Annotated in this window: 17 protein-coding genes; 9 read left to right on the top strand and 8 right to left on the bottom strand. The window is 71.0% G+C overall.

The window, feature by feature from the left end; translation table 11 throughout:
• Positions 1-347 (top strand): hypothetical protein (locus D7Y21_RS05740; protein ID WP_233611993.1); only part of this gene is annotated, 347 nt, incomplete at its 5' end.
• An 18-nt stretch (positions 348-365) separates the two neighbouring features.
• Here the strand turns inward: D7Y21_RS05740 and D7Y21_RS05735 are convergent.
• Together D7Y21_RS05735 and D7Y21_RS05730 are read right to left on the bottom strand one after the other, a co-directional pair.
• Positions 366-1,442 (bottom strand): RNA 3'-terminal phosphate cyclase, encoded by a 1,077-nt coding sequence (locus D7Y21_RS05735; RefSeq protein WP_121711753.1) that lies wholly within the window; start codon positions 1,440-1,442, stop codon positions 366-368.
• A gap of 103 nt (positions 1,443-1,545) precedes the next feature.
• Complete coding sequence (locus D7Y21_RS05730) at positions 1,546-3,480, bottom strand: CocE/NonD family hydrolase (RefSeq protein ID WP_121711751.1); 1,935 nt, start codon at positions 3,478-3,480, stop codon at positions 1,546-1,548.
• Between the two features lie 266 nt (positions 3,481-3,746).
• On the opposite strand from D7Y21_RS05730, the gene D7Y21_RS05725 reads away from it, so the two are divergent.
• The gene (locus tag D7Y21_RS05725; protein WP_121711749.1) at positions 3,747-5,345 is read left to right on the top strand and encodes an ADYC domain-containing protein; all 1,599 of its coding nucleotides are present in this window, start codon (positions 3,747-3,749) and stop codon (positions 5,343-5,345) included.
• Here D7Y21_RS05725 and D7Y21_RS05720 read toward each other — a convergent pair whose 3' ends face one another.
• Positions 5,346-7,892 carry a bifunctional serine/threonine-protein kinase/formylglycine-generating enzyme family protein gene (locus D7Y21_RS05720; RefSeq protein WP_121711747.1) on the bottom strand — a complete coding sequence of 849 codons (2,547 nt, stop codon included), beginning with the start codon at positions 7,890-7,892 and terminating at the stop codon, positions 5,346-5,348.
• Positions 7,889-9,667, bottom strand: coding sequence for a sigma 54-interacting transcriptional regulator (locus D7Y21_RS05715; RefSeq protein ID WP_121711745.1), 1,779 nt, complete (start codon positions 9,665-9,667; stop codon positions 7,889-7,891). The genes D7Y21_RS05720 and D7Y21_RS05715 overlap by 4 nt, the downstream gene beginning before the upstream one ends.
• Positions 9,668-9,797: 130 nt before the next feature.
• Between D7Y21_RS05715 and D7Y21_RS05710 the strand changes: the two genes are divergently transcribed.
• The 3 genes from D7Y21_RS05710 (at position 9,798) to D7Y21_RS05700 (ending at position 13,453) form a co-directional block, all read left to right on the top strand.
• Entirely contained in the window at positions 9,798-10,292 is a 495-nt protein-coding gene (locus D7Y21_RS05710) for a peroxiredoxin (protein WP_120563224.1), read from the top strand.
• 123 nt (positions 10,293-10,415) lie between these two features.
• Complete coding sequence (locus D7Y21_RS05705; protein WP_121711743.1) at positions 10,416-11,894, top strand: hypothetical protein; 1,479 nt, start codon at positions 10,416-10,418, stop codon at positions 11,892-11,894.
• A 98-nt stretch (positions 11,895-11,992) separates the two neighbouring features.
• Positions 11,993-13,453, top strand: coding sequence for a hypothetical protein (locus tag D7Y21_RS05700; protein WP_121711741.1), 1,461 nt, complete (start codon positions 11,993-11,995; stop codon positions 13,451-13,453).
• Between the two features lie 49 nt (positions 13,454-13,502).
• Here the strand turns inward: D7Y21_RS05700 and D7Y21_RS05695 are convergent, their stop codons facing one another.
• Positions 13,503-15,800: a S8 family serine peptidase gene (locus D7Y21_RS05695; RefSeq protein ID WP_121711739.1), complete on the bottom strand. Its 2,298-nt coding sequence runs from the start codon at positions 15,798-15,800 to the stop codon at positions 13,503-13,505.
• A gap of 235 nt (positions 15,801-16,035) precedes the next feature.
• On the opposite strand from D7Y21_RS05695, the gene D7Y21_RS05690 reads away from it, so the two are divergent.
• The 4 genes from D7Y21_RS05690 to D7Y21_RS05675 all read left to right on the top strand — a co-directional run bounded on the left by D7Y21_RS05690 (position 16,036) and on the right by D7Y21_RS05675 (position 20,511).
• Positions 16,036-17,424: a hypothetical protein gene (locus D7Y21_RS05690; RefSeq protein WP_121711737.1), complete on the top strand. Its 1,389-nt coding sequence runs from the start codon at positions 16,036-16,038 to the stop codon at positions 17,422-17,424.
• 68 nt (positions 17,425-17,492) lie between these two features.
• Positions 17,493-18,305 (top strand): STM4013/SEN3800 family hydrolase, encoded by an 813-nt coding sequence (locus D7Y21_RS05685; protein WP_121711735.1) that lies wholly within the window; start codon positions 17,493-17,495, stop codon positions 18,303-18,305.
• Positions 18,302-19,615 carry an STM4012 family radical SAM protein gene (locus tag D7Y21_RS05680; protein WP_121711733.1) on the top strand — a complete coding sequence of 438 codons (1,314 nt, stop codon included), beginning with the start codon at positions 18,302-18,304 and terminating at the stop codon, positions 19,613-19,615. The genes D7Y21_RS05685 and D7Y21_RS05680 overlap by 4 nt, the downstream gene beginning before the upstream one ends.
• The gene (locus D7Y21_RS05675) at positions 19,612-20,511 is read left to right on the top strand and encodes an STM4011 family radical SAM protein (RefSeq protein WP_121711731.1); all 900 of its coding nucleotides are present in this window, start codon (positions 19,612-19,614) and stop codon (positions 20,509-20,511) included. The genes D7Y21_RS05680 and D7Y21_RS05675 overlap by 4 nt, the downstream gene beginning before the upstream one ends.
• On the opposite strand, the gene D7Y21_RS05670 is transcribed toward D7Y21_RS05675, so the two are convergent.
• The 3 genes from D7Y21_RS05670 to D7Y21_RS05660 form a co-directional block, all read right to left on the bottom strand.
• A complete protein-coding gene (locus D7Y21_RS05670) occupies positions 20,478-21,602 on the bottom strand; it encodes an STM4014 family protein (RefSeq protein WP_121711729.1) in 1,125 nt (374 codons plus the stop codon). The genes D7Y21_RS05675 and D7Y21_RS05670 overlap by 34 nt on opposite strands.
• 9 nt (positions 21,603-21,611) lie before the next feature.
• Entirely contained in the window at positions 21,612-22,955 is a 1,344-nt protein-coding gene (locus tag D7Y21_RS05665; protein WP_121711727.1) for a WGR domain-containing protein, read from the bottom strand.
• A 62-nt stretch (positions 22,956-23,017) separates the two neighbouring features.
• The gene (locus tag D7Y21_RS05660) at positions 23,018-24,328 is read right to left on the bottom strand and encodes an OmpA family protein (protein ID WP_199735365.1); all 1,311 of its coding nucleotides are present in this window, start codon (positions 24,326-24,328) and stop codon (positions 23,018-23,020) included.
• Between the last annotated feature and the right edge of the window lie 58 nt (positions 24,329-24,386).

Here is a 24,386-nt window from a genome sequence, read left to right as displayed (position 1 = left end):
GCCCCTCCCTCCCCCGGCTTGTCCTCGTCCTCGCCCTTGTCTGGGGCGGCGCTGTCCTGGCGCAGCCCCAGCGCCGGCAGCCCCAGGAGTTCCAGAACCGCAAGGAGTTGACCCAGGAAGAGAAGGACGCCGCCAAGGCGCGCGCCATGGGCAACAACCTCAACGGTTACGGCAAGGACGTGCAGATCAAGGAGACGCCTGTCCCCTGGATGGCCATTGGCCTCGTGGGCATCGTCTTCCTGGTCGCCGCGCCCTTCGCCATCCGCGCCTACCGCGGCACCGTCAGGGACATGTCGGACTCCAACACCTTCGGCGCGCGCGGCAACGCCACCGAGGACGAGGCTTAAGCGCCCCGCCCTTCCCCCTCACGCCGGGCGGATCTCCACGCTCCCACCCGGCTCCACCTGGATGTGCACCGGCAGGAAGCGCCGCAGCACCTCCGCCTGGACCGTCAGCTCGTCGGTGATGCGAGCGGCGGTGAACCGCGTGGTGCCCGGCGTCACCGCCCCCAGCCTCCCTGACGCCAGGAGCGCCGCCGGCAAGAGCAGCTGCTCCGCCAGGTGTTCGTCGAGCGCGCCGCCCGTCTCCATGAAGCGGGTCAGCGCCTCCGCCGCCTCGCGCCCCACCCCTTCGGCGTCCAGGCCCCGCTCGCCCAGTGACGTGAAGCCCGCCACGGTGTGCTCGAACTGCGCCAGCACGAAGGTCGCGGTGCCCTGTGAGCGTGTCACCGCCAGCGGCCGGTTGTCGGCTTCCGCCAGGATGCCCCGCTCGCGCAGCGCGGCCACCGCGGCGCGGGACTGACGCTCCGCCACCGCGAAGGGCAGCCCGCCCACGAAGGACATCACCCGTACCTCCCGCAGCACGCCGCGCGCGGGCAGGTCCACGCGCACGGGCGGTTCGGCCGGGGCGCCCACCTCCGCGGTGAACTCGCCCGCGCCCTCCGGAAGGAAGCCCGCGTGGGTGAGCGACAGCTGCACCGGCAGCCCGTACGCGCGCGCCACCGACTGCCACGCGCCGACGAGTGCGTGGAAGCTGGGCCCGCCCCGCAGGTGCGTGGCGCCTCTCAGCGTGAGCCGTCCTCCGCCCGCGAGCGCCAGCGGGTACACCAGGCACTGGAAGAGTTGGGGTGTGCTACCGGACGCGCCGGCCTCCAGCAGGTAATCCCCCGCGCGCACCGGGCCGGGGGTGAAGCGCAGCTCCGTGGAGCCCACGGAGGCGCCTTCACTGGTGCCGCCGGTCAGCGCCTCCGCGCCGCGCACGTAGGCCAGGTGATGGGGACGCAAGCCCGGCGGATCGCGGTGCTCGCGCAGCCCGCTGAGCTGGAAGGGACGGCCGGTGATGAGCGACAGGGACAGCGCGGAGCGGAGGACGTGGCCGCCCCCCTCCCCCAACTCTCCGTCGAGCAGCACCCGCCCGGCGTCGGGCCGGTCGTGACCGGTCATGTCCCTCCCGTCATGGCGCGTCGTGGCGCGCGGCCCGGCGAAGGGCCGCCCGCGTGGTGGCGGGCGCGCAGCCTAGCAGACCGCGCGCGAGCGGACCGGGGATCTACTCGTCCAACGCGGGCAGGACGTTCACCTTCAACGCACTGGGCTGGGCCGCCGTGTGGTGCAGCCGGTGCATCGCGCGCACGAAGTCGGTGGGCTTCGCCTCGAAGATGTTGGCCACGTAGGTCTGCGGGTTGCGGTCGATGAAGGGGAACCAGCTCGACTGCACCTGCACCATCAGCCGGTGGCCGCGCTGGAAGGTGTGGAACACGTCGTTGATGACGAAGCGCACCTTCGTCACCTCGTTGGGCGTGAAGGGCTTGGGCTGGGAGTAGCTGTCGCGGAAGCGGCCGCGGAACGGCTCCCCGCGCACCAGCGTCTGCTGCGCGCCCCGGTTTCGCTCGCCGGACTGTTCCTGCTCCTTCGTCCAGCCGGGCACCTTCCCGGGGTTCACGTCCACCAGCTTCACCACCCAGTCCGCGTCACTGCCCGTCGTGGAAACCCACAACTCCGCCTCCAGCGGGCCCGCGAGCGTGAGGTCCTTCTCCAGCGGCTCCGTCTGGTACGTGAGCACGTCCGGCCGGCGCGAGGCGAAGCGCTGATCCTCCGTCATGTACGTCTTGGACCAGCCGGGGCTCAGGTCCTGCGTATAGGGCACGGGCTTCGCCGGGTCGCTCACGTATTCGTCGAACGACGGCGCCGCCGCCTTGGGCGCCTGGAACGTCAGCGCGCCCTGGGGCTGGAAGTACAAGCGCGTCTCCTTGGTGCCCTTGGGCGGCCAGGCGTCCAGTTGGCGCCAGCGGTTGGCGCCGCCCTCGAAGACGAGCGCCTCCGGCACGGCCGCGTCCGGGCCGCCCTTCAGGTGCTGCTTGAAGAAGGCCAGCACCAGGTCCTGATACATGGCGCTGGTGGGGAAGCCGAAGTCCGCGTCTCCCAGCGACGTACCGTCCGCGCGCATCCAGCCGCCGTGGGGCCACGGGCCCATCACCAGCGTGTTGGCGGTGCCGGGGTTCTGCTTCTCGATGGCGGCGTACGTGCGCAGCGGCCCGTAGAGGTCCTCCGTGTCGTACCAGCCGCCCACCACCATCACCGCCGCCTTGATGTTCCTCAGGTGCGGCAGCAGGTTCCGCGCCTGCCAGAAGGCGTCGTAGTTGGGGTGCGCGACGAAGTCCTTCCAGAAGGCGATGTCGCCGTGGAAGTGCTTCGCGTCCGCGTTGGACAGCGGGCCCAGGTCCAGGAAGAACTGGTAGGCGTCCGGCGTGCCGAAGTCGAAGGACTTCCACTCCGTGTCATCAGTGGGCGCGGGGCGGGGCTTGCCGAAGGTGGAGAAGAAGCTGAACGCCAGCTGCAGGTTGAAGGCGCCATGCCGGTGCATGTCGTCCCAGAACCAGTCCGCGATGGGCGCCTGCGGCGACACCGCCTTGAGCGCGGGGTGCGAATCGATGGCGCCCGCGGACGAGTAGAAGCCCGGATAGGACACGCCCCACATGCCCACCTTGCCGTTGTTGTGGGGCACGCGCTTCACCAGCCAGTCGATGGTGTCGTACGTGTCGCTGCTCTCGTCCACCTCCTTGCCGCGCTTGGTGGCGCGGTGGGGGCGCACGTTGACGAACTCGCCCTCGGACATGTACCGGCCGCGCACGTCCTGGAAGGCGAAGATGAAGCCCTCCTTCTCGAAGCTGGCCAGGCCCAGGGCCTTGGGATAGCGGCCCGCGCCGTAGGGCCCGATGGAGTACGGCGTGCGCATCATCAGCACGGGGTAGCGCTTCTGGGGGCTCGCGTCGTTGGGCACGTAGAACGTCGTGAAGAGCTTCACGCCGTCGCGCATGGGGATGCGCACCTCGTACTTCGTGAAGTGCGCCCGGATGTACGCGGCGCGTTCATCCTCTGGACTCGCGGGCGGCTTGGGCGGCGCGGCGGGGGCCTGCGCGAGGGCGGGACCGGACAGCGAGAACAGCGCGAGCGCGGCCACGAGGCCGCGGGGGTGGAAGGCCATGCTCCCCTCCTCTTGCGGAAAAATGCGGGGGAAATTCGGCAGGAAATGCATCTTGGGCGATGCCGCCGGGGCACGGAAGCTGGATCGCCCGCCGCATCGCGCCGCGCTCGGAGCGTGCAAGGTTTGCACACGCTCCTCGCATGCGTGGCACGGCAATCCTTGCATGCACGGCAGGGTTTGCACGCTCCGCACAAAGCAGACACCCGCGGTCCCCTTCAGACGAGAACCCTGGGCGGTACGCCTTTCCCTCATTGCGAAGAAGGAGCATGGACTTGGCGACGATGGCGACGTGGAAGCGGGGACTGCTGGGGGCACTGTGCCTGGGAGGTGCTGTCGCGTGGGCGGAGCCACCCCCGTCGAACAGCGCGCAGGGCACGCAGCTGCACGGGTCCGGGCGCTTCGAGTTCATCAACGTGCCGTTGCGGTCGGTGGATGTGCCCGAAGTCCTTGGGGGGCCCACCTGCGGGAAGCCGACGGCGACGGTCGCGGAGGGCCGGCTGCGGGTGACCCAGAACTGCGCCGTGGAGGGGACGCCCATGCCGGTGAGGCGGATACTGGAGGGCCCCTCGCTGGAGAAGGCCGTGTTCCGCGCGCCGTTCGAGGGCCGCACGGTGAAGCTCGTCATCGAAGCGGTCCGCTGTCACGAGGACATCACGCCGCCGACGTCGTCGTGCGACTCCGTCAACGTGAATGCCGGCAAGGCGCGCTGGGAGTACCGGGTCCAGGCCTTCACGGACGACAAGACGGCGACGCCGCTGTGCCCCACCGGCAGCGGCTACGCGCTCTCCGTGCCGCACGCGTGGTCCACGTCCGGGGACCTGCTGGAGAACCCGAACTTCTTCACCTTCGCCTGCGCGCCGAAGAACGAGAGCAGCTCCAGCAAGCCGTTCTTCGTGGGCGGCGGCGTCATCGCCAAGTGCATCGACTGGGGCTATCCGCCCTGGGCCACGGAGTACCCGGAGTCCGTCGCGCGCGAGTACCACCAGTTGTGCACGCGCATGGCGGTGGCGGACTACTGCGGCGAGGGCCGGAGCAACACGCTGGACGGGACGCCGCTGGCGTTCATGGGGCCGGAGAACGCGGCCGTGCTGAGCCAGGACGGCCACCTGCCGGCGACGCTCGTGCCGGACGGCTACGCGCTGGAGGCGGTGTGGACCATGGACTCCTGTGGCCTGGCGCGGCCGTTGTGCCTGGGCAAGAAGCGCTGGGACACGCTGGTCGCGGACGCAACCTGCGTGGACCAGGCGCTCAAGATTCCGGTGCCTAAGCTCACGTGTGAGGAGTTGGACTTCCACGGGACGGCGCAGCGGATGCTGGTGTCCTATTCGCTCTTCATCGACCGCGCGCTGGTGCTGTTCAAGAAGGACTCCACGGACTACGTGACGACGACCGCCGTCACTGGCGTCCCGGGCGAGTCCGCGGGCGGCGCGTTGCCGGGGGCCTTCGTCCTGGCGATGGAGGGCCTGGGGAGCGCGGCGCCCAGGGACCATGCGCCGGTGCGGGTGGAGGGGCCCATCCTGTCCCCCTCGCTGCCCAACGACGTGATGGCGAGGATGAAGCCGTTCATCAAGGCGCTGTACCGGTGCGGGACGTCCACCGGGCGCATGCTGCTCACGGACCGGAGCGACTGTGAGCTGGCGGCGGGCTATTCGCGCAGGCCGCTCGCGGGGGACAACGCCATCGAGGGCTACATCTACAGCTCCGTCGATCCAGACCGCGAGGGACAGCGGCGGCCGCTGAAGCTGTGGAGGCACCCGACCCTGGGCGTCTACGCCACGGCGACCCTGAACCCCGGTGGCTTCACGTTCGTGCGCGACCTGGGCTTCCTGCCCGCGGTGGGGCAGCTGCCGGGGCGCGATCTTTGATCAGGGCACGGACGCGCACACGCGCATCCCGATGAAGGGGAAGCGTGTGCGCGGCTCGCCGGTGCCGTGGTTGACGGCCCGGGCGGTGAGCGCGTCCTGATAGAACGAACCTCCGCCGTACGCGGGCGCGCCGTTCGTGTCCGCCACCAGCCACTCCCACACATTGCCGGACAGGTCCGCCACGCCAAAGGGGCTGTCCGACGCGGGATGCGAGCCCACCGCGTCCGGACCGAAGGCGCGCGACTTGCGGCCGTAGGTGGCGTCGAAGTTGGCGTCGTCCGGTGCCAGCGTCGGGCCGTGCGGGTAGTCGCGGTCGTCCGCGCCCCGGGCGGCGCGCTCCCATTCGAGCTCGGTGCACAGGCGTGCCCGGGGCACGCGGCCGGTGGCGTCCAGCCAGGCGATGTACGCGCGGGCGTCCTCCCAGGAGATGCCGGACACGGGGAAGCGGCGCCAGTCCTGTTCGGCGCGCAGGGTGCGGTCCTGGTAGCGCAGCGGCTCCCCTTCCCTCGCCTGGTACGAGACGCCCTCGTGTTCCAGGTGGAAGGTCCAGGTTCCGTCCTTCACCGTGCGCAGCTCGATGGTGCCGAAGTAGTTGGCGCCCCGGGGCCTGCGCGCGTCGCGCTCCGCGGCGGGCAACTCGCGCAGCCAGGCGATCCAGTCCGCGTAGGTGACTTCGTGCCGCGCGATGAGGAAGGAGCCGGTGGCGAGCCGGTGGATGGGGCGTGTGCGGCGGACGCTTTCGTCGTTGCCGCTGCCATAGAGGAATCGGCCGGGGGGCACGTAGACGTAGCCGTCCGGGACGTGTTCGGGGATGGAGATCTTCGCCTGGAAGGTCTCTCCGCGAGTGAGCAGCACCGGGTAGCGGACGGGCGGACGCCCCGGGAGCGTGAACGTCAGACGGTGCGAGCCGGGCTCCAGCGTGAGGCCGGAGGCCATGGGCGTCCTGTCGAAGGCCCTCGGTTCTGACCAGCGCGGCGGACCTCCGGGCTGCGACTCGAAGGTCTCGACCTGGATGGCGGCGCCCGGGGGCTCGCTGTCCAGCTCCATGCGGACAGGGGCGGTCAGCTTCCGGCTCGTGGTGCCGCTCGGGTCCAGCCCTTCCAGGTGCTGCGTCAGGGCCGTCCGCGCCCGGGAGTCGCGGTCGCGCTCCGCGATGAGGATGCGCTGGAGGAGGACCTCGGCGACGCGTTGATCCAGGGTGGAGTTCGTGCCCCGGCCCACGCGCGTCTGCGCGGCTTCGAGCAGCTCGCTGGCGTCCTGGTAGCGGCGGGCCTGCTTCGCGCCCAGGTCCAGGGCCTGGGACCAGAGGGGCAGCGCTTCGGTGAAGCGGTCGGTGTCGAACGCGGTGAAGGCCTGTGAGCGGAGGGCTTCGATGCGGGACTCGAAGGCGAGGCCTTCGTCGACGATGGCGGCGGCGGAGGCCATGGCCTGCTCCGCGTCGCTGCGCCGGGAGCGCTCGCTCCACCAGTTGCCGCCGATGAGGATGGCCACCGCGAGCCCCGGGAGCGCGAGCACGCGCGTGACGCGCAGCCACCGTGGGCGCGGCGGTGCGAGTGCCGGGGTGGCGCGCCGTGAGGCGATGGACTCCAGTGCTTCACGCAGGGCGTCCGCGGATTCGATGCGCGCGAGCGGATCATGCGCGAGGCAGCGCGCGAGGACCGCGGCGAAGGCGGCGTCCACGCCGGGGACGGCGGCGTCCAGCGGTTCGAAGGTGCGGGGCCGCAGCGGGGCCTCCGCGAGCGGTCCAGGTGTCGGACCGCCGCACAGCTCGTAGAGGAGCACGCCCAGCGAGAAGAGATCGCTGCGGACCGTGGCCGGTTCTCCGCGCCAGACCTCGGGCGCCATGTAGAGCGGTGTCCCGATGCGGCCCGTGGCCAGCAGCTCCGAGGGGCCAGGGTGTCGCTCCGGCGGAAGCGGTCTCGACGTCGCGGTCCGCTGTTCAACGTCCGTGACCGCGTGTCGTGCGACGGCCGGGACATCCACCGTCGCCTCCCCTTCCAGCGGCACGGCACGCGGGCCCTCCGGCGGACGCACGGGCTGGACCGGCGCCATCGCCACGTCGAGCAGCTTCGCCACGCCGAAGTCGAGCAGCTTCACCTGACCGTCCTCGGTGAGCAGCGCGTTCGCGGGCTTGAGGTCGCGGTGCAGCACGCCCTGCCGGTGCGCCGCCGCCAGCCCCCTCGCCAGCCCGATGCCAAGCTCCAGCACGCGCGTCCACGGCACCGGCCGGGACAGCCGGTCCAGGCTCTGCCCGCGCAGGAACTCGGAGACGAGATAGGGCCGGTCCTTCACCTCACCCACGCGGTGGATGCCCACCACGTTCGGATGCTGCACCCGGGCAATCGCGCGCGCCTCCGTGCGGAAGCGCTCGCGCTGCACTTCATCCGGCGCGACGCTCGCGATGAACTTCACCGCCACCAGCCGGTCCAGCACCGTGTCGTGCGCCAGGTAGACCTCGCCCATCGCGCCGCGTCCCAACGGCTGCAACAGGCGGTACTCTCCGAACGCCTCGGGCGGCCGCCATGCTGGAAGCGGCTCGCTCTTCATCCACCCGCCGGGCCGCGGCCTCGCGAGGGCGTGATGCGGTGCTGCTTCAGCTTGAACGCGAACGTGCGCAGCGGCATCTCGATGAGCTGCGCCGCCCGCGTCTGCACCCCACCCGTCGCCTCCAGCGCCTCCATCATCCGCCGCCGCTCCAGCGTCCGCAGCTCCTCCGCCAGGTTCTGGAACACCCTCGGCGTCTCCGCCCTGCCCTCCGCCCGCTCCGGTTCCGGATCCGGTTCCGTCGCGGCCCGCAGGGAGTCCGGCAGGTGCGACGGCTCCACCACCGGCCCCGGCGACGTGGCCACCGCGTACTCCACCGTGTTCTTCAGCTCGCGCACGTTCCCCGGCCACGCGTGCGCGCCCAGCACCTCCATGGTCGCGGCGGACAGGTGCAGCAGTGGACGGCCCGCCCTCGCGCAGGCTTCCTCCAGGAACGCTCGCGCCAGCAGGGGCAGCTCGCGGGGCCGGTGCCGCAGCGGCGGCAGCACCACCACCGCCGCGGACAGGCGGAAGAACAGGTCCTGCCGGAAGCGGCCGGCCTTCACCTCGTCCTCGAGCACCCGGTGCGTGGCCGCCACCACGCGCAGGTCCACCGGCCGCTCGCGCGAATCTCCCAGCCGCGTGATCACCTGCTGATCCAACGCCCGCAGCAGCTTGGCTTGAATGGGCAGCGACAGCTCCGCCACCTCGTCCAGGAACAGCGTCCCGCCGCTCGCGCGCTCCAGCAGGCCCGCCCGGGCCCGGTCCGCGCCGGAGAACGCGCCCCGCTCGTGGCCGAACAGCTCCGCCTCCACCAGGCTCTCCGGCAGCGCCGCGCAGTTGAGCGGCACGAACGGCTGCGCCGAGCGCGGCGACCAGTGATGCACCGCCCACGCCGCGTTCTCCTTCCCCGCTCCCGTCTCGCCGTGGATGAGCACCGGCAGCGGGCTCGCCGCCAGCCTGCGCAGCAATTCGAACAGCCGCGTCAGCGCCGCGTCCGCCACCACCACGGACCGCTCGCCCAGCGCCAACCGGTACATCGAAGGCCCGCTGACCCGCGTCTCGCCCGGCTCCGCGGCCAGCGCCGCCGCCTTCGCCGCGCCCAGCAGCGCGTCCCCCTGCATCCCGTCCCCCGGCGCCGACGCCAGCCCCGCGCGCACCCGCCCGGCCAGCGGCGTGAGCACCGACACCAGGTGCGCCGCCGCCGCTTCCGCCTCCTCGCCGGACAGGTCTGGCAGCAGCACGATCAGCGTGCTCCCCGCCTGCCCCACCGCGTCCATCAACCGCAGCGCGCCATCGAGCGCCCGCACCAGCTCCACCTGCGGCACCCGCGCGGACTCCACCTCCAGCGCCAGCACGCTCACCGCCAGCCCCGAGCCGCGCACCCGATCCAGCTCCTCGGACAGCCGGGCCCGCAGCCCTTCCAGCTCCAGCGCCCGCCGCTCCGGTGGGGGCCGCTCGCCCCGGTGGAGCACTAGCGTCACGTTGCCCAGCGTCACCACGTCGCCACTGTCCAGCGGACGCGAGCCCTGCACCCGCTCGCCGTTGACGCGCACGCCGTTGTGGCTTCCCAGGTCCGAGATGAACACCTCGCCCTCCGCCACCGCCACGCGCGCGTGCTGGCGGCTCACGGACGCGTCCTCCACCACCACGTCCGCCCCCACCGCGCGGCCAATCACCACCGGCCCCTCCCGGGGCAGCGGCACCACCCGGGAGATGTTCCCCTGCAAGAGCAGCAGGTACAGCCGGTCCTCCGGGGCGGCGCGCGAGGGCCCCCGGCGGGAGTCCTCGGTGTCCATCGGGTCGCGTGGCTCCATTTCCCGAAAGAATGCCCAGGCCCTTGAATTCCGGGCAACCCGGGAGTCCCGATTGATTTGCGGGTCAGGCCATGCGCGGTCCATGCTCCCGCCCGAGAGGAGAGGGACTTTCATGGCCAAGATGCTGAAAGAAGGGGATGCGGTTCCGGATGTCACACTGCAGGGGCCGGGCGGCGCGCCGGTGCGCCTGCGTGACCTGATGGGTGACAAGGCGATGGTCATCTACTTCTACCCGAGGGATGACTCCCCGGGATGTACCGTCCAGGCCTGCAGCCTGCGGGATCAGTACCAGGACTTCTCGGACGCGGGCGCGGACGTGGTGGGCATCAGCAGCGACTCCGCGGAGTCCCACGAGAAGTTCGTCGCCAAGTACCGCCTCCCCTTCCGGCTCCTCAGCGACCCGGATGGCGCGGCGCGCAAGGCCTTCGGGGTGGGCACCAACTTCCTGGGGCTCCTGCCCGGGCGGGTGACGTTCGTCGCGGACAAGGGCGGCACCATCCGCTACGCGTTCGACTCGCAAATCCAGGTGAAGAAGCACGCCGAACACGCGCTGGATGTCGTCCGCTCGCTCACGGGCCAGGGAGCCGCTCCCACCCGTTCTGCCTGACAGACGTGTTTGCCGTGCGTTTCCCGGTAGACTGATTCCCGTCGTCCCGGCCGTGGGAGCCGGGACGCCGCACCCCCGTCGCTAGCAACATCGGAGCACATCGGGTGGGCCGGAGGTCATGCCATGCGGTTTCACTGGTTGCTGGGACTGTCGTTGTGCGTCGGCGGCTGCGCGAGCCTGACGAGGGACCTCCATGCCGAAACGCCGGAGGACGAGGAGGTCCCCACCGAGGAGACGGTGTACCTGGTCCCGCTGGACGAGGCGCTCTTCACCATGCGGCGCGTCTTCGAGGAGCAGCGCTACGACGTCTTCGAGCGCGCGGGTCACCACGAGCTCTACACGTCCGCGCACGAGCCCGGGGTGAACCTGCCCGGCAACCGCACCTACGAGCGCTACTTCGTGAAGGGCGCGTCGCTGGGGCCGCGCCAGTCGATCATCCGCGTCTTCCGCCTGAGCTACCGCGAGCAGGATACGAACATCGAGGTGAAGCCCAAGTGGCTCAACGAGCGCATCCAGGACGAGGAGAAGTACCTCTCCCGGAAGACGTTCGAGCGCTTCACGTTCGAGGGCGTGCCGGACATGGAGGGCTTCAAGATGGTGCGCGGCACGCGCGACCTGCCCCTGGAGCGCAAGCTGCTGGCGAAGCTGGAGATGGTGCCGTCGCTGGAGCTGGTGGGAGGCAGGACGAACGCGCCCGTGCGCGCCGTGCAGGTGGAGGGCTGGGATGACGACACGGTCCAGCCGCCGCCGGTGAAGTGCGGTGAGCCGCTGAAGGGCGTGGAGCCGCTGCTCACGGCCGGGAACACGGTGCTGGTGGGAGATCCGCTGGGCACGCGCGAGCTGCCGGAGATCGCCACGCGGATGCTGTGCGACGCGGTGGAGAAGAAGCTGTCGGTGGCGCTGGCGTTGTCCATGCCGTCGGAGGACCAGGGCGCGCTGGACGAATACCTGGCCAGCGGGGGCCACGGCCCGGACCTGGAGCGGTTGCTGGTGGTGAGCTCGTTCTGGCGCCGCGTGTATCAGGACGGCCGCAGCAGCGGCGCCCTGCTCCGCCTCATCGAGCAGGCTCGCAGGCTGCGCGCGCAGGGGCACGCCGTGACGGTGCTGGCGTTCGATTCGAACAACGCCTCCGGCAACGCGCGCGAGGCGGAGATGGCGAAGAACCTCATCGCCTACCGCCAGGCGAATCCGGACACGTGGCTGCTGGCGCTCGCGGGTGACGTGCATGTGCGCACGAAGCCGGTGAGCTGGAACAAGGACTTCGAGCCGCTGGGCTGGCGGCTGACGAAGGCGCTGCCCGCGTCGCCGGTGAAGGCGCTGGAGGTGGGCTTCACGCGAGGCTCGCAGTACTCCTGCCGGTTCAACATCTGGGAGCAGGTGGACTGCAACGTCTTCGCGCTCAGCCCGACCGCGGAGCTGCGCCAGGAGCCGGGCACGCCGCGCAAGGTGGCCCTGTTCGACAGGCCCAGCGACACGGGCTTCCACGGCCGGCTCTGGGTGGGAGCGCTCAACGCCTCACCGCCGGTCATCCATCGCACCACGCCGCCCGTGGCCCAGCAGCAGCAGGATGGCGGCACGAAGCCCGCGGAAGCGGAGCACTGAGACCAGGGGGCGCAATTTCCACACCTGGAGTGCTAGACTCAGGTGTCCGGGGATGGTGCCGCCTTGGGCTGTCCCCGTCCACGAAAGGGGGCAGGACCATGCGGTGGCACTGGACGCTGGGACTTCTGTGCATGACGGGATGCACGAGCATCTCGCGCGGACTGGATGGGGATCCGCTGGACACGGAGCCCATCCCTACCGTGGAGCGCGTGTACCTGGTGCCGCTGGATGAGGCGATGTTCGTCGCGCGCCGCCTGCTGGAAGAGCAGCGCCTGGACATCTTCGAGAACAACACCACGCATGAGCTGTACTCCCAGTCCTGGGAGATCGGCGTGAACGTGCGCGGCAACCGCACCTTCGAACGCTACCTGGTGCGCCCCGAAGAGGTCGGCCCTCGCCAGTCCATCGTGCGCATCTTCCGGCTCCAGTACCGCGAGGCGGAGGACGCCGTCACGCAGCAGACGCCCGAGCCGGGCAGCCAGAAGCGGAACGACCACTACTACAACCACAACCGCGAGGTGTTCGCCCACGAGACCTTCGAGGCCGTCCCGCAGATGGAGGGCTTCAGGCTGCGCCGCGGCATCCGCGACCTGCCCCAGGAGCGCAAGCTGCTCATGCGCCTGGAGATGGTCCCGTCGCTCGAGCTGGTCGGCGGCAAGGCCTCCATCCCCGTGCGCGACGTGAAGGTCGCGGGCTGGACCCCGGAGACGCCCGAAGCCGCGCCCCGCTGCGGCGACCCCGTGGAGGGCGTGGACGCGCTGCTCACGCAGGGCGGCACCGTGCTGGTGGCGGACCCCATGGGAACGCGCGAGCTGCCCGACGCCGCCGCGCGCATGCTCTGCGACGCCACGGCGAAGAAGCTCCCCGTGGCGCTGGCCCTGTCCGTGCCGTCCGTGGATCAGGGCGCTCTCGACGAATACCTCACCAGCGCCGGCACGGACGCGGACCTGGAGCGGCTGCTCGTGCTGAGCGACTTCTTCCGCCGCGTGGATCAGGACGGCCGCAGCAGCGCGGGTGTCATCCACCTGCTGGAGGCCGCGCGACGCCTGCGGCACCAGGGCCACGCCGTGTCGGTGGTGGCGTTCGACTCCAAGCAGGCCGCGGGCAACGCGCGCGAGGAGGAGATGGCCGCGAACCTCATCGCCTTCCGCAAGGAGAACCCGGACGCGTGGATGCTGGTGCTCGCGGGCGACGTGCACGTGCGCACCGGCGGCGTGAACTGGGATTCGAAGTTCGAACCCATGGGCCACCGCCTCACGGCCGCCCTGCCCTCCTCGCCCGTGCGGGCCCTGGACGTGGGCTTCGCGCGCGGCGCCCACTACGCCTGCCGCTTCAACGTCTGGCAGCAGGTGGACTGCGACGTGCACGGCATCAACCCGGCGGCCGACGCGCGCCAGGAGCCCAACACGCCGCGCAAGGTGGCCCTCTTCGCCGCGCCGGGTGAGACGGGCTTCCACGGCCGGCTCTACCTGGGCACGCTGAGCCCGTCCCTGCCCGTCCTCCAGCGCACCGCGAAGCCCGTGGTCCATCAGAAGGCCCCCGCGAAGCCCGAGCAGTGACCGTCACGGCGCGGGCCCCGGACACACCGGAGCCCGCGCACGGGAACGACTACGGCGCCTTCGCGTTGAGGTTCACGCCGCTCACCACCAGGGCGTAGGCCGCGTCCACCGCCGCCGTCGCCGTGTGGGCGTCCTGGACCACCTCATCCGCGAGGACCTCCACCTTCCACGAACCCGCGGCGGGGTTCGCGAGGAAGACGTTCTCCACGGTGTCCACCTTGTTGGACACGCCGCCGGACGTGGACACGTTGCCCGCCGTCAGGCCGTTGTTGCCCCAGTACACGGTGCCGTTGGGCGCCGTCACTCGCAGGGACAGGTCGTTGATGCGCGCCCGGGCCGCGCCCACCGTGCCCATCGGATCCGTGTAGACCATCGTGACGTTGAGCTCCGGCTCACCGCTGGCCACGGTGAAGGTGTACGTCTTGGAGCCGAGCGGCGCGAGGACGTCCGTCTCGTCCACGACGAACGTCTTCGCGGCGCGGTCGTACAGGCGCTTGACGTCCGACGTTCCCCAGCCCTGCTTGTTGCGGTCGATGTCCGCGTTGGCGCCGCCAGCCAGCCAGTTGTACTTGGACGCGCCGTTGATCATCAGCGCCTTGGCGGTGGCCATCTTCGGGCGGCTGGTGAAGACGTCCGCCTTCTTGCCGTGGCCGGCCCACACTCCCTCGTGCCACATCTGGTGCAACAGGCCGAAGTAGCCCGCCGTCTGCGGCGTGGCGGAGCTGGTGCCGCTGAACTCCGTGTACGCGCTGTCCGAGGAGCCGGACGCGCCCCGCACGTTGTCGTAGTAGAAGGCCAGGTCCGGCTTGATGCGGCCGTCCGCCGCCGGGCCGATGCTCGCGCCCGACGACCAGCGGTCATCCGTGCGGGCCTGCGTGTTGTAGTGCCGGATGCCACCCACGGAGACGATGTTCTTCGCCCACGCCTGCGGCCGGGAGTTGCGCGTGCCGTTGTTGCTCTGCGACTGCGTACTGAGGAGGGGCGCCTTGAACAGGTAGTCGTCCACCTCCGCGGAGATGGTCGTGTACGCCGTCGTCAGCGTGCTGCCCACGCTGGAGGTCTGGAACACCGCGCGGTAGGGGCCGTTCGGGTTGAGCAGCTCCTGATTCATCGCGAGGCGGGACTTGGTGCCGCCGAACTGCGTGGCCTCCGAGTAGAGGAAGAAGATGCCCTGCCCGCCCGGCAAGATGCCCTTGGCCAGCGGATCCACGCCACTGGCGAAGTTGTGGCTGTAGCAGCTGGTGCCGTGCAGCGAACCGGACGTGCCCGTGCTGTGGATGATGGGCGCGGTGGGCCACTCGCGGTGGGTGGTGCGCAGCTCGGTGTCGAAGATCTCCCCGCGCACGCCCTGCCCGTTCCAGCCCTTGAGCCCCTGGACGTAGTTGGCGCCGCCCGTCTCGCGCACGATGTCCATGTCCACCTCGCCGGGGCCGCCCCAGCGGTCGATGAACTGCACCTCGTTGGCGCGCGCGACCGAGGCCAGCTGCTCCTGGTTGAGCGTGGCCTCCACCCGCAGGCCACCCGGCTCCACCAGGTCCACCTTGCCGCCCAGCCGCTCCACCAGCGCCGTCACGCGGGCCTGGCGGGCCGCGCCGCCCTCACCCAGCATGATGGAGTAGCGCTGGGGCGCCAGCGCCGCCGCCCGTCCGAGCAGCGCGTCCCGCAGCACCGGCTCCAGGCGCCACTCCGGATGGTAGTCCCCCACCCAGCGCACGGCCGGGAGCTGGGTCACCCGAGCGCGGACCTCCGACGGCATCTCCACCAGGTACGTGTGGTCCGACAGGAAGCGCAGCACCTTGCCGCCCGCGTTCTCGATCGTCTCGCGGTACTCCGGCAGCGGCGTGCCGTGGAACTGCACCAGCGACAGGGTGTTGTCCCGGTCCGCCACCAGCGCGTTGCCCAGCAGCGGCGCGGTGCGAGCCAGCGGGTCGAACGACGCCTCCGCCAGCCGGATGAGGTACTCCTCCTGCTGCACGCGGCCCAGCAGCTCCGAGCCGCCGCGCGTGTACGCGGAGAAGGCGCGCTCCGTGCCGTCCGCCTGCCGCTCACGCCAGACGTGCAGCTGCACGCCGGTGTCCCTCGCCACGTCCAGGGTGCGCAGGCCGCTGACCGGCCGCGCCGTCTGGTGGAACACCCACCCTGACGGCGTCGCCAGCGTGGTGCCCCCCGCCTTGAGCGCCGTCGCCACCGCCGCGCCCGGCGCCGCCGGAGCCCGCGTGGCTGATGAAGGGGTGCGCTCCGCCGCGAGCGCTCCAGCAGGAACCGCCAGGGTGCAGCCCAGCACCAGCGCCGTCACCGGCCGCCAGCCACCACGAGACGTCGAGAACCGCTTCCGCATGTTCTGCATGTCGTGCACTCCCCTCAAAAGGAGAAAAACATGTAATACGCATTAATGCCGTATTTCAAGTCCTTGCCACTCAGTTGCAATAGGGCGTGCTTTTTGCGCCAGGGACGTTCGCTCCGAGTAGGCTCAGGTGGTTCTGGCTGGGTGGAAGTAGCTGGAATCTCTCAAGAATCAGGAGTGTAAGAGCCACACACTGAGCGGAAACAAACCGTGGGAAAGGTCGATAACCTCAATACCCATGACTTCCATCAATCCGAACCGTCCCACGCCGACGTTCCAGCCGACGCAGTCGACGGTCCCCGCCAACCGCCCCGCGAGCGCGCCGCGGACGCAGGCCCCCGCGCAGCAGCCGCCCGAGGCGCAGGCCGCGGCGGAGCGCAACCGCGACTCGTTCTCGCCCGCCGCCGCGCTGCGCCCCTCGGGCCGCGCCCGGGTGACGACGCAGGGTGACAACTTCGTCCTGGAGGCCCAGGGGCAGGTGGGCAACCGCGGCTCGACGCCCCGGGGCGGTGTGCCGACGCGGCTGGGGCCGGTGAGCGCGGGCGGTTCGTTCGGGCTGCAGGGCAGCCTGCGCGTGGAGGTGCCGCGCGAGGGCGCCACGGACGCCATCCGCAATGGCCAGCTGCCCAACCCCGCCGCTCCGGAGACGTGGCCGGTGGGCACCCGCGCCCGGGCGGAGGTCCAGGGCCAGGCGGGCTTCAACGCGGGCCTGCGCGCGGGCCCGGGCCGGCTGGGCGAGCGGCTGGGGCTGAGCACGTCGTACGACCGCACCCAGACGCAGCGCTATGAGGTGCAGCGCACGTCGGAGGACACCGTGCGCGCCACGGTGACGGGCCAGGGCCGGCAGCAGGACGCCACCAACATCCGCGGCCTGGAGGGCCGGCAGGATCAGCGCCTGGGGCAGACCCAGTCCGCGGACTTCAACATCCGCACGCCGGAAGGCCGCGCGGCCTATGACGACTTCATGCGCACCGGCCAGCTGCCCCGCGAGAACGGTGCGGGCGTGAGCAACGTGCAGCGCACGGACACGCTGGATCAGACCCGCCAGGGACGCGTGCTGGGCCAGGAGGTGGCCTCCTCCGAGCGGCGGACGGCGCTCGGCGCGGACGGCGCGGGTGATCAGACCGTGCGTCAGACGGACCGCAACGTGGCGGGCAGCACCCAGTCCACGGAGATGCAGGTGGGCGCGGACGGCAACGGCCGGGCGCGCACGGCCATCAACGACTCCGTGGTGGCGACCACGACCACGCGTCCCGGCCAGTCCCCGGAGACGAGCTACGAGCTGACCTTCACGGATCCGAACGCGGCGTCCATCGCGCGCGGCGCCTTCTCCCGCGACGACGCGGCGGCGTCCGGCACCGGCCCGTTCTCCGTGCGCCTCAACGAGCAGCAGGCGCGCGCGCTGGTGGAGCGCACCATGGGCCAGGGCCTGCAGGGCGGCCAGCAGGCGCTGGACCGCGCCTTCCGCACGCTGTCCACGGGCGGGCAGCAGACCTTCGCCACGACGCTCTACAACTCCACGGTGGACACGCAGCGCCCCAACGCCGCGCGCCGCCCGCTGGAGTCCATGCCGGCGGAAGCCCCCGCGCAGCCGCGCCCCCCGGCCGAGACCGCGCCGATGTCGTAGTCCCGCCGTCCCGGGCGGGGTATGGGACCTCCCATCGATGAGGTCCCCTCCCCGCCCCTCCGGTCCGCATGCATGACCTGAACGCACGGGTCGGCACGCACGACCTGCTCTTCCTCACGCTGGACACGCTCCGCTACGACGTGGCCCGGGAGGAGCTGGAAGCAGGCCGCACCCCTACCCTGGCCGCGCTGCTGCCCGGCGGCCGGTGGGAGGAGCGGCACACCCCGGCGAGCTTCACCTACGCCGCGCACCAGGCCTTCTTCGCGGGCTTCCTCCCCACCCACGTCACCCCGGGCCGGCACCCTCGCCCCTTCGCCCTGCGCTTCGAGGGCAGCGAGACGACGGGCCCCGGCACCTGCGTGCTGGACGCGCCGGACCTCGTCACGGGACTGGCCGGGCGCGGCTATCACACGGTGTGCATTGGCGGGACGGGGTTCTTCAACCAGAGGAACCCCCTGGGCCGCGTCCTCCCGGGCCTCTTCTCCGAGGCGCACTGGGACCCCACGCTGGGCGTCACCGACCCGCGGTCCACGGAAAATCAGGTATCACTCGCGGTGAAAATCCTGGGGTCACTGCCCCGGGAGCAGCGGGTGTTCCTGTTCATCAACGTCTCCGCGCTGCACCAGCCCAACCGGCACTACGTGCTCGGGGCGACGGAGGACTCCAAGGCGACGCACGCGGCGGCCCTGGCGTACGTGGACAGCCAACTGCCGCCCCTGTTCCAGGCGCTGAGCCGGCGTGGCCCGGCGTTCTGCATCGTGTGCTCGGACCACGGCACGGCGTACGGCGAGGACGGCTACACGGGGCACCGGCTGGGGCACCCGGTGGTGTGGACGGTGCCCTATGGCGAGTTCGTGCTGCCGGTAGACTCCGCGCCATGACGCGCCTGGAGTCGATGCTCGAAGGGACGCCGTACGTGGCGTACCTCTACGGCTACCCGCACAAGACGGCCTACCGCCCGCTCACGCCCGCGCTGCCGCTGGAGGACGTCTGGGCGAAGGAGCGGCGGGACGCGCTGTTCCTCTACCTGCATGTGCCCTTCTGCGAGATGCGCTGCGGGTTCTGCAACCTCTTCACCGCCGCGGGCCCGAAGGAGGACGTCGTCGAAGCGTGGCTCGCCGCGCTGAAGCGCGAGGCCCGCCGGGTGAAGGAGGCGCTGGGGCCGGCCACGTTCGCGCGCGCCGCCATTGGCGGTGGCACCCCCACCCTGCTGGACGTCGCGGGGCTGGAGACGGTGTTCGACCTGGCGGCGGAGCTGGGCGTGGACCCTCGCGATGTGCCCATGTCCGTGGAGGTGTCGCCGGAGACGGTGGACGCGGACAAGGTGGCGCTCTTGAAGGCCCGGGGCGTGGACCGGGTGAGCATGGGCGTGCAGAGCTTCCTGGAGTCGGAGGTCGCCTCGGTGAAGCGGCCGCAGAAGACCGCTCAGGTGGAGGCCACGCTGGACCTGCTGCGGAGCGCGGGCTTCCCCACGCTCAACCTGGACCTCATCTACGGCATCGAGGGCCAGACGGTGGAGACGTTCCTCCACTCGCTGGAGGCGGCGCTGCGGTACGCGCCGGAGGAGCTGTACCTCTACCCGCTCTACGTGCGGCCCCTCACCTTCCTGGGCAAGAAGTCGCGCGCGTGGGACGACCTGCGGCTGTCGCTCTACCGGACCGGCCGGGACTTCCTCCTGTCTCGCGGCTACACGCAGGTGTCCATGCGGATGTTCCGCGCGGCGCATGCTCCCGCGGCTCGCGGCGCGGTGTATCGCTGCCAGGAGGACGGCATGGTGGGCCTGGGCGTGGGGGCGCGTTCGTACACGGGCGCGGTGCACTACTCGTCCGAATACGCGGTGGCATCGCGCGAGGTGCGCGGCATCATCCAGGCGTACAGCGAACGGGACACAGCGTCCTTCGGTGAAGTGCGCTACGGCTTCGTGCTGGACGCGGCCGAGCAGCGCCACCGGCACCTGGTGCTGTCGCTGCTCGCGGAGGGCGTGGACCCGGGCGTGTACCGCCAGCGCTTCGGCACGGACGCGAAGGTGGACTTCCCGATGCTCGCGGAGCTGGAGGCGCACGGGCTGGCGCGCGACGTGGACGGCGTGTTCCAGCTCACTCCGGCGGGCGTGGAGCGCTCCGACTTGATTGGCCCCTGGCTGGACTCGGAGGCCGTGAGCGCGCGCATGGCGGAGTACGCCTGGCGATGAAGCTCACCGTGCTCTACCGGGGCCCGCTGTCCGGCTGTAACTACGGCTGCGAGTACTGCCCCTTCGGCAAGTGGAAGCAGAGCGAGGAGGAGCTCACGAAGGACCGCGCGGACCTGGAGCGGTTCCTCCAGTGGGTGGAGTCGCGCACGCAGGACACCGTGTCCGTGTTCTTCACGCCGTGGGGCGAGGCGCTCATCTGGCCCTGGTATCAGCAGGCACTCGCGCGGCTGACGCACCTGGCCCACGTGGAGCGCGCGGCGGTGCAGACGAACCTCTCCTGCCGGCTGGATTGGCTCACGGACTGCCTCACGGAGAAGCTGGGCATCTGGGCCACGTACCATCCGGAGTGGATGAAACGTTCGCGCTTCCTCGCGCAGTGCGAGCGGCTGTCGGAGCAAGGCGTGCGGCACAGCGCGGGCATGGTGGGCTTCCGGCGCTTCGCGGACGAGGCGGAGGCCCTGCGCCGCGAACTGCCCGAGGACACGTACCTGTGGATCAACGCGGTGAAGGATGGCCTGGATGCGTACACGCCCGAGGACGTGGAGCGCTTCACCCGCATCGACCCGCTCTTCCCGGTGAACAACACGCGCCATCCCAGCCGGGGCCGGGCCTGCCGTGGCGGCGAGTCCGTGCTGTCGGTGGATGGTGACGGCACCGCGTACCGGTGCCACTTCATCAAGGAGCCATTGGGCAACCTCTATGCGCCGGACTTCGATGCGGCGTTGAAGCCGCGTCCATGCTCGAAGGACACGTGCGGGTGTCACATCGGCTACGTGCACCTGGAGTACCTGGAGCTGGATCGCGTGTTCGGCTCCGGTCTGCTGGAGCGTGTGCCGGCGACGCGGCTGTGGACGGGCGGCGCTCAGCGCAGCGCTTCGCGGATCTCCCAGTCATAGACGGACAGCCCGTCGCGCGTGAGGCCGGGGAGCAGGTCCCCGAAGGCGTTCGCCTCCAGCACGCGGTGGCCGTGAAAGAAGTCCTCGAACATCAGGTCGATGCCCACGTGGAGGCAGTCGTGCGCGCGGGCCACGGCGCGGCAGCTCTCCATCGCGGCTTCCAGTTCGTGGGGTGGCACCGCCGCGTGGAAGGCGTCCATGTCCCCCCGGTAGCCGCCCAGATGCAGGTTGGTGATGGGCAGCCGGCTCTGGCGCACGACGGTGAAGACGGGCTCGCCGCGCACCGCGAGGACCCGACAGTCGAACATGTCCCCGCCCAGCCGGGCCTTGGGCCGGGATTCCTCCACCTGTGAGCCCTCGCGCAAGAGGAAGGACAGCACCGCGTCCACCTCCCGCGCGTCCGTCACCCGGCGCACCTTGAGGGAGTTGAACCAGCCGGTGGCGCCCCGGTGCAGGCTGGTGAGCAGCGAGCCTTGTGCCAGGCCAGGCCGGTACACGGCGAGGCACGACGCGGACGAACCGCAGGACAGCTTCACGAACGCCTCGCGGAAGCCCGCCTCGCGAAGGGTATGGCGCAGGGCCTCCGGTGTCGTGCCCGGAGCCACGTCCAGGAACGGCGGAACCGGGATGCCCAGGCCCGCGTACCGGCGCGACGTGGTCCGCTTATCGAACAGGTCCGCGATGGCTCCCGGCGAGGACAGCACGCGCCAGTGGGGACGCTGGGCGAACCGCGTGGCCAGGTCATCCAGCACGCGCAGGAAGCCCAGGTGGTGCTGCCGGGGACACAGCACGCGGCCGTGTTCATCTGGCAGTGCTTCCAGTTGCTCGGGCGTCACGGTGTCGCAGCCCGCGCCGAGCGCATCCGCGTAGCCGCGCTGGAGGAAGGCGCGCTCCACGGCCGCGTCCTCCCCCGCCGCGTCGATGCGGACGATGCGCTCCGTGTCGGGCAGCTCCAGGAGGACGTCGGGAGCGCGGGCCACCGTCTCCCACGCCACCACGTGCGCGGGAGGGAGCCCGGCGCGAACCAGGGCCTCCTGGAAGAGCGTGACGCGCCGGTTCCCGGGGTTGCCGATGATCAGGAACGGCGGCATGGAGACGGGCTACTCGCCCACGGCGGCGTAGCGCGACTCCTCGTCGTAGGGCTCGCGCTGGTTGCCACTCGCCACGGACTTCGCGACGTTGGCCACGGTCTTCTGCCCCGCCTTCGTCAGGAAGTTCTGGGTGACGTCCAGCGTCTTGAGGTGCGCGAAGGCCTTGGCGTTCTGGGCCAGCGTGTCCGCGCCCGCGTCGCTCATGGTGCCCATGGACAGATCCAGCGCTTCAATCTGGGCCAGGATCTTCGACTTGGACAGCGCCGCGCACAGCTCGTCCGTGAACTCCGCGTTGCGCAGCCCCAGCTTGCGCAGGGCCGGCACGCCCTCCGCGTCGAGCAGCGGCTTGAGGTCCTTCACCCCGCCGCTCGCGCCGTAGTTCTCCTGGCCGAACCAGATCTCCAGCGACTCCAGCTTCGGCCACTTCGCCTTCACGATGTCCTTCACCGAGCCCTGGCCGAGGCCACCCGTCTCCACGGTGAACGAGCGCAGCTCCGGCAGGTCGATCTTCCCGAACCCGATCTCACCGCCGCGCACGCGCAGCTCCTGGAGCCGGGGGTAGACCTTGTAGAGCGGCTTGAGGTCGCCCACCTGCGTCCAGGAGATCTCCGTCTCGTCCGGGAACTCGAAGTCGCCGATGAACAGCGAGCGCAGCGGCGGCGCGGGCTTCGCCTTCGCGAGCACCGTCAGCGCTTCGTCGTAGTCGTTCTCGCCGTCGAAGCTGGCCATGCCCAGGGTCAGACGGCTCAGGAACCGCGCGGAGGGATGGGCCAGCAGCTCGGCCAACAGGTCCGCGATGTCCGTCGTGGAGTCGTAGTCCACCTGGCCCAGGCGGGCCTCGCGGATGTAGCCCAGGTGCCACTCGAGCTTGAGGGACTCGTCGGAGATGGCCTCCGTCAGCGATTCGCCCAGGAGCTCGTTGGCGTGGTCCTCGATGAGCTTCGCCACCTTCTTGCGCGTGGCCGCGGGCGCGTTCAGCGCGGAGTGCTGGAGGAGGATCAGCTCAGCGCGCGGGTCTCCCTCACCCTTGAGCCATTCGGCGTAGGCGAGATAGCCCTTCTCGTCGTCGGGGTTCGCGAGGATGGCGGCCTCCAGGTCCGGGTTGACGGCGGACTCGGCGGTGGCCTCTCCGCCGTCGCTGTCCTCGCCTTTGGCGAGCGTGTAGCCCTTGCCTTCCTTTTCGCGGATCTGCGAGTCGTAGGCCTTCTTCGCCTCCGCCTTGGAGTCGAACTCCTCGACCTTCTCCTGGCCGTCGGTGCCGATGCGGCCCCAGCGCTTGGTCAGCGTGGTGCCCTCCAGGGTGATCTCCCAGAACTTGCTGGAGCTGCCTTCCGTGAACTCGTAGCGAGGCATCGCGCGTCCCTTTGGCGAAGAACGCCCGGGACGCTAGAGGAGCCCTCCAGCAACCTCAAGGCTCAGGGGCGCAGCAGCACCAGCTCCACGCGGCGGTTCAGCTCACGGCCGCGAGGAATCAGGTTGGGGGCCTTGGGGCTGCGGTCGCCCAGGCCCACGGCCTCCACGCGGGACGGGGCCACGCCGGCGCGGATCAGCATGTCGGCCACGGCGCGGGCGCGAGCGTCGGAGAGGCTCTGGCGCGCGGGCTCGGGGACCTCGCGCGAGTCGGTGTGGCCCTCGATGCGCAGGCGGGCCTTCGGGTCGCGCACGAGCAGGTCCACCGCCAGGTCCAGGCCCGTGAGCGAGGCCTTGGCGGGCACGGGCTTCTTCTCGTCGAAGCTCAGGGGATCGGGCAGCTCGATGCGGCCCTCCTGCACCTTGGCGGCCTTGGCGGCCTTGGGCGCGGGCACCAGCGCGAAGGCGAGCGACGTGTCCGCCCCGGCGGCCAGCTCCACCTGGCGCGTCTGCGCGAGGAAGCCGTCGGCGATGAGGTCCACGGTGTACGCGCCCGCGGACAGGGGCACGTCCTGCGGCTTCTTGCCGGGCACGGTGAGCTTCAGGGGCTCGCCCGTGCCGCGCACGAAGGCGGTGGCGTTGGTGGGCTTCTTCGACGTCACCTGGAGGCGCAGGCGGCTGGCGGCCACCGGCGGGCGCTCCACGGGCGGCGTCACGGAGACGACGGTCGTCGTGGGCTTCACGCCCGCGTCCGGCGTGGGCTGGGCGACCTTCACCGGGGCGCCGGCATCCACGGGCGCGGGCTTCACGGGCGGCGGCGCGGTGACGACGGCGGGCTCGTCCTTCAGCGGCTGGATCATCTCCGCGGTGACGGCGTGGGTGAGCTTGAGCTTGAGGCGCGGATCCGGCGCGTTGGGCACGACGCTGGGGGACGCCTTCACCACGACGCGCAGGCCGCGCTGGGTCTGGAAGCCGACGGAGGCGGTGATCTTCCAGAGGAAGCCGTTGGTCTCGCTGAACAGGCTCCAGGAGCCGTTGGTGTACGTGACGCGCGAGACGAGGGTGTGCTCGCCGGGTTCGACCTTCAGGTTCGCGAGCCGGTGGACACCGGGCGCGTTGAGCTCCTCCAGCCCCGGGACGGCGAGCGGTTCGCCATCCAGGAGGAAGTCGGTCTCCACGAGCCGGTAGCCGTCCTCGGGCTTGAAGCCCGCGAAGAGCACCTGCACTTCAGAGGGGGATTCGGGGACCATGTCGCGCAGCTGGCGTTCCAGCTCCGCGCGCACCTGTTCCTCGCGCGTCGGCTCCGCCGCGAACGCGCCCGGGGCGAGGAGTCCGGCGAGGACCAGGGACCCGAATTTGAGGAAGGAGGAATCCACGAGGCGCCATGCAGCATGGCACAAGGTGCCCCGGGACGATGCAGGGATACATCCCTGT

Source organism: Corallococcus sp. AB045, from assembly GCF_003668895.1.
GTDB lineage: Bacteria > Myxococcota > Myxococcia > Myxococcales > Myxococcaceae > Corallococcus > Corallococcus coralloides.
This window is presented reverse-complemented; position numbering and strand designations above follow the sequence as displayed.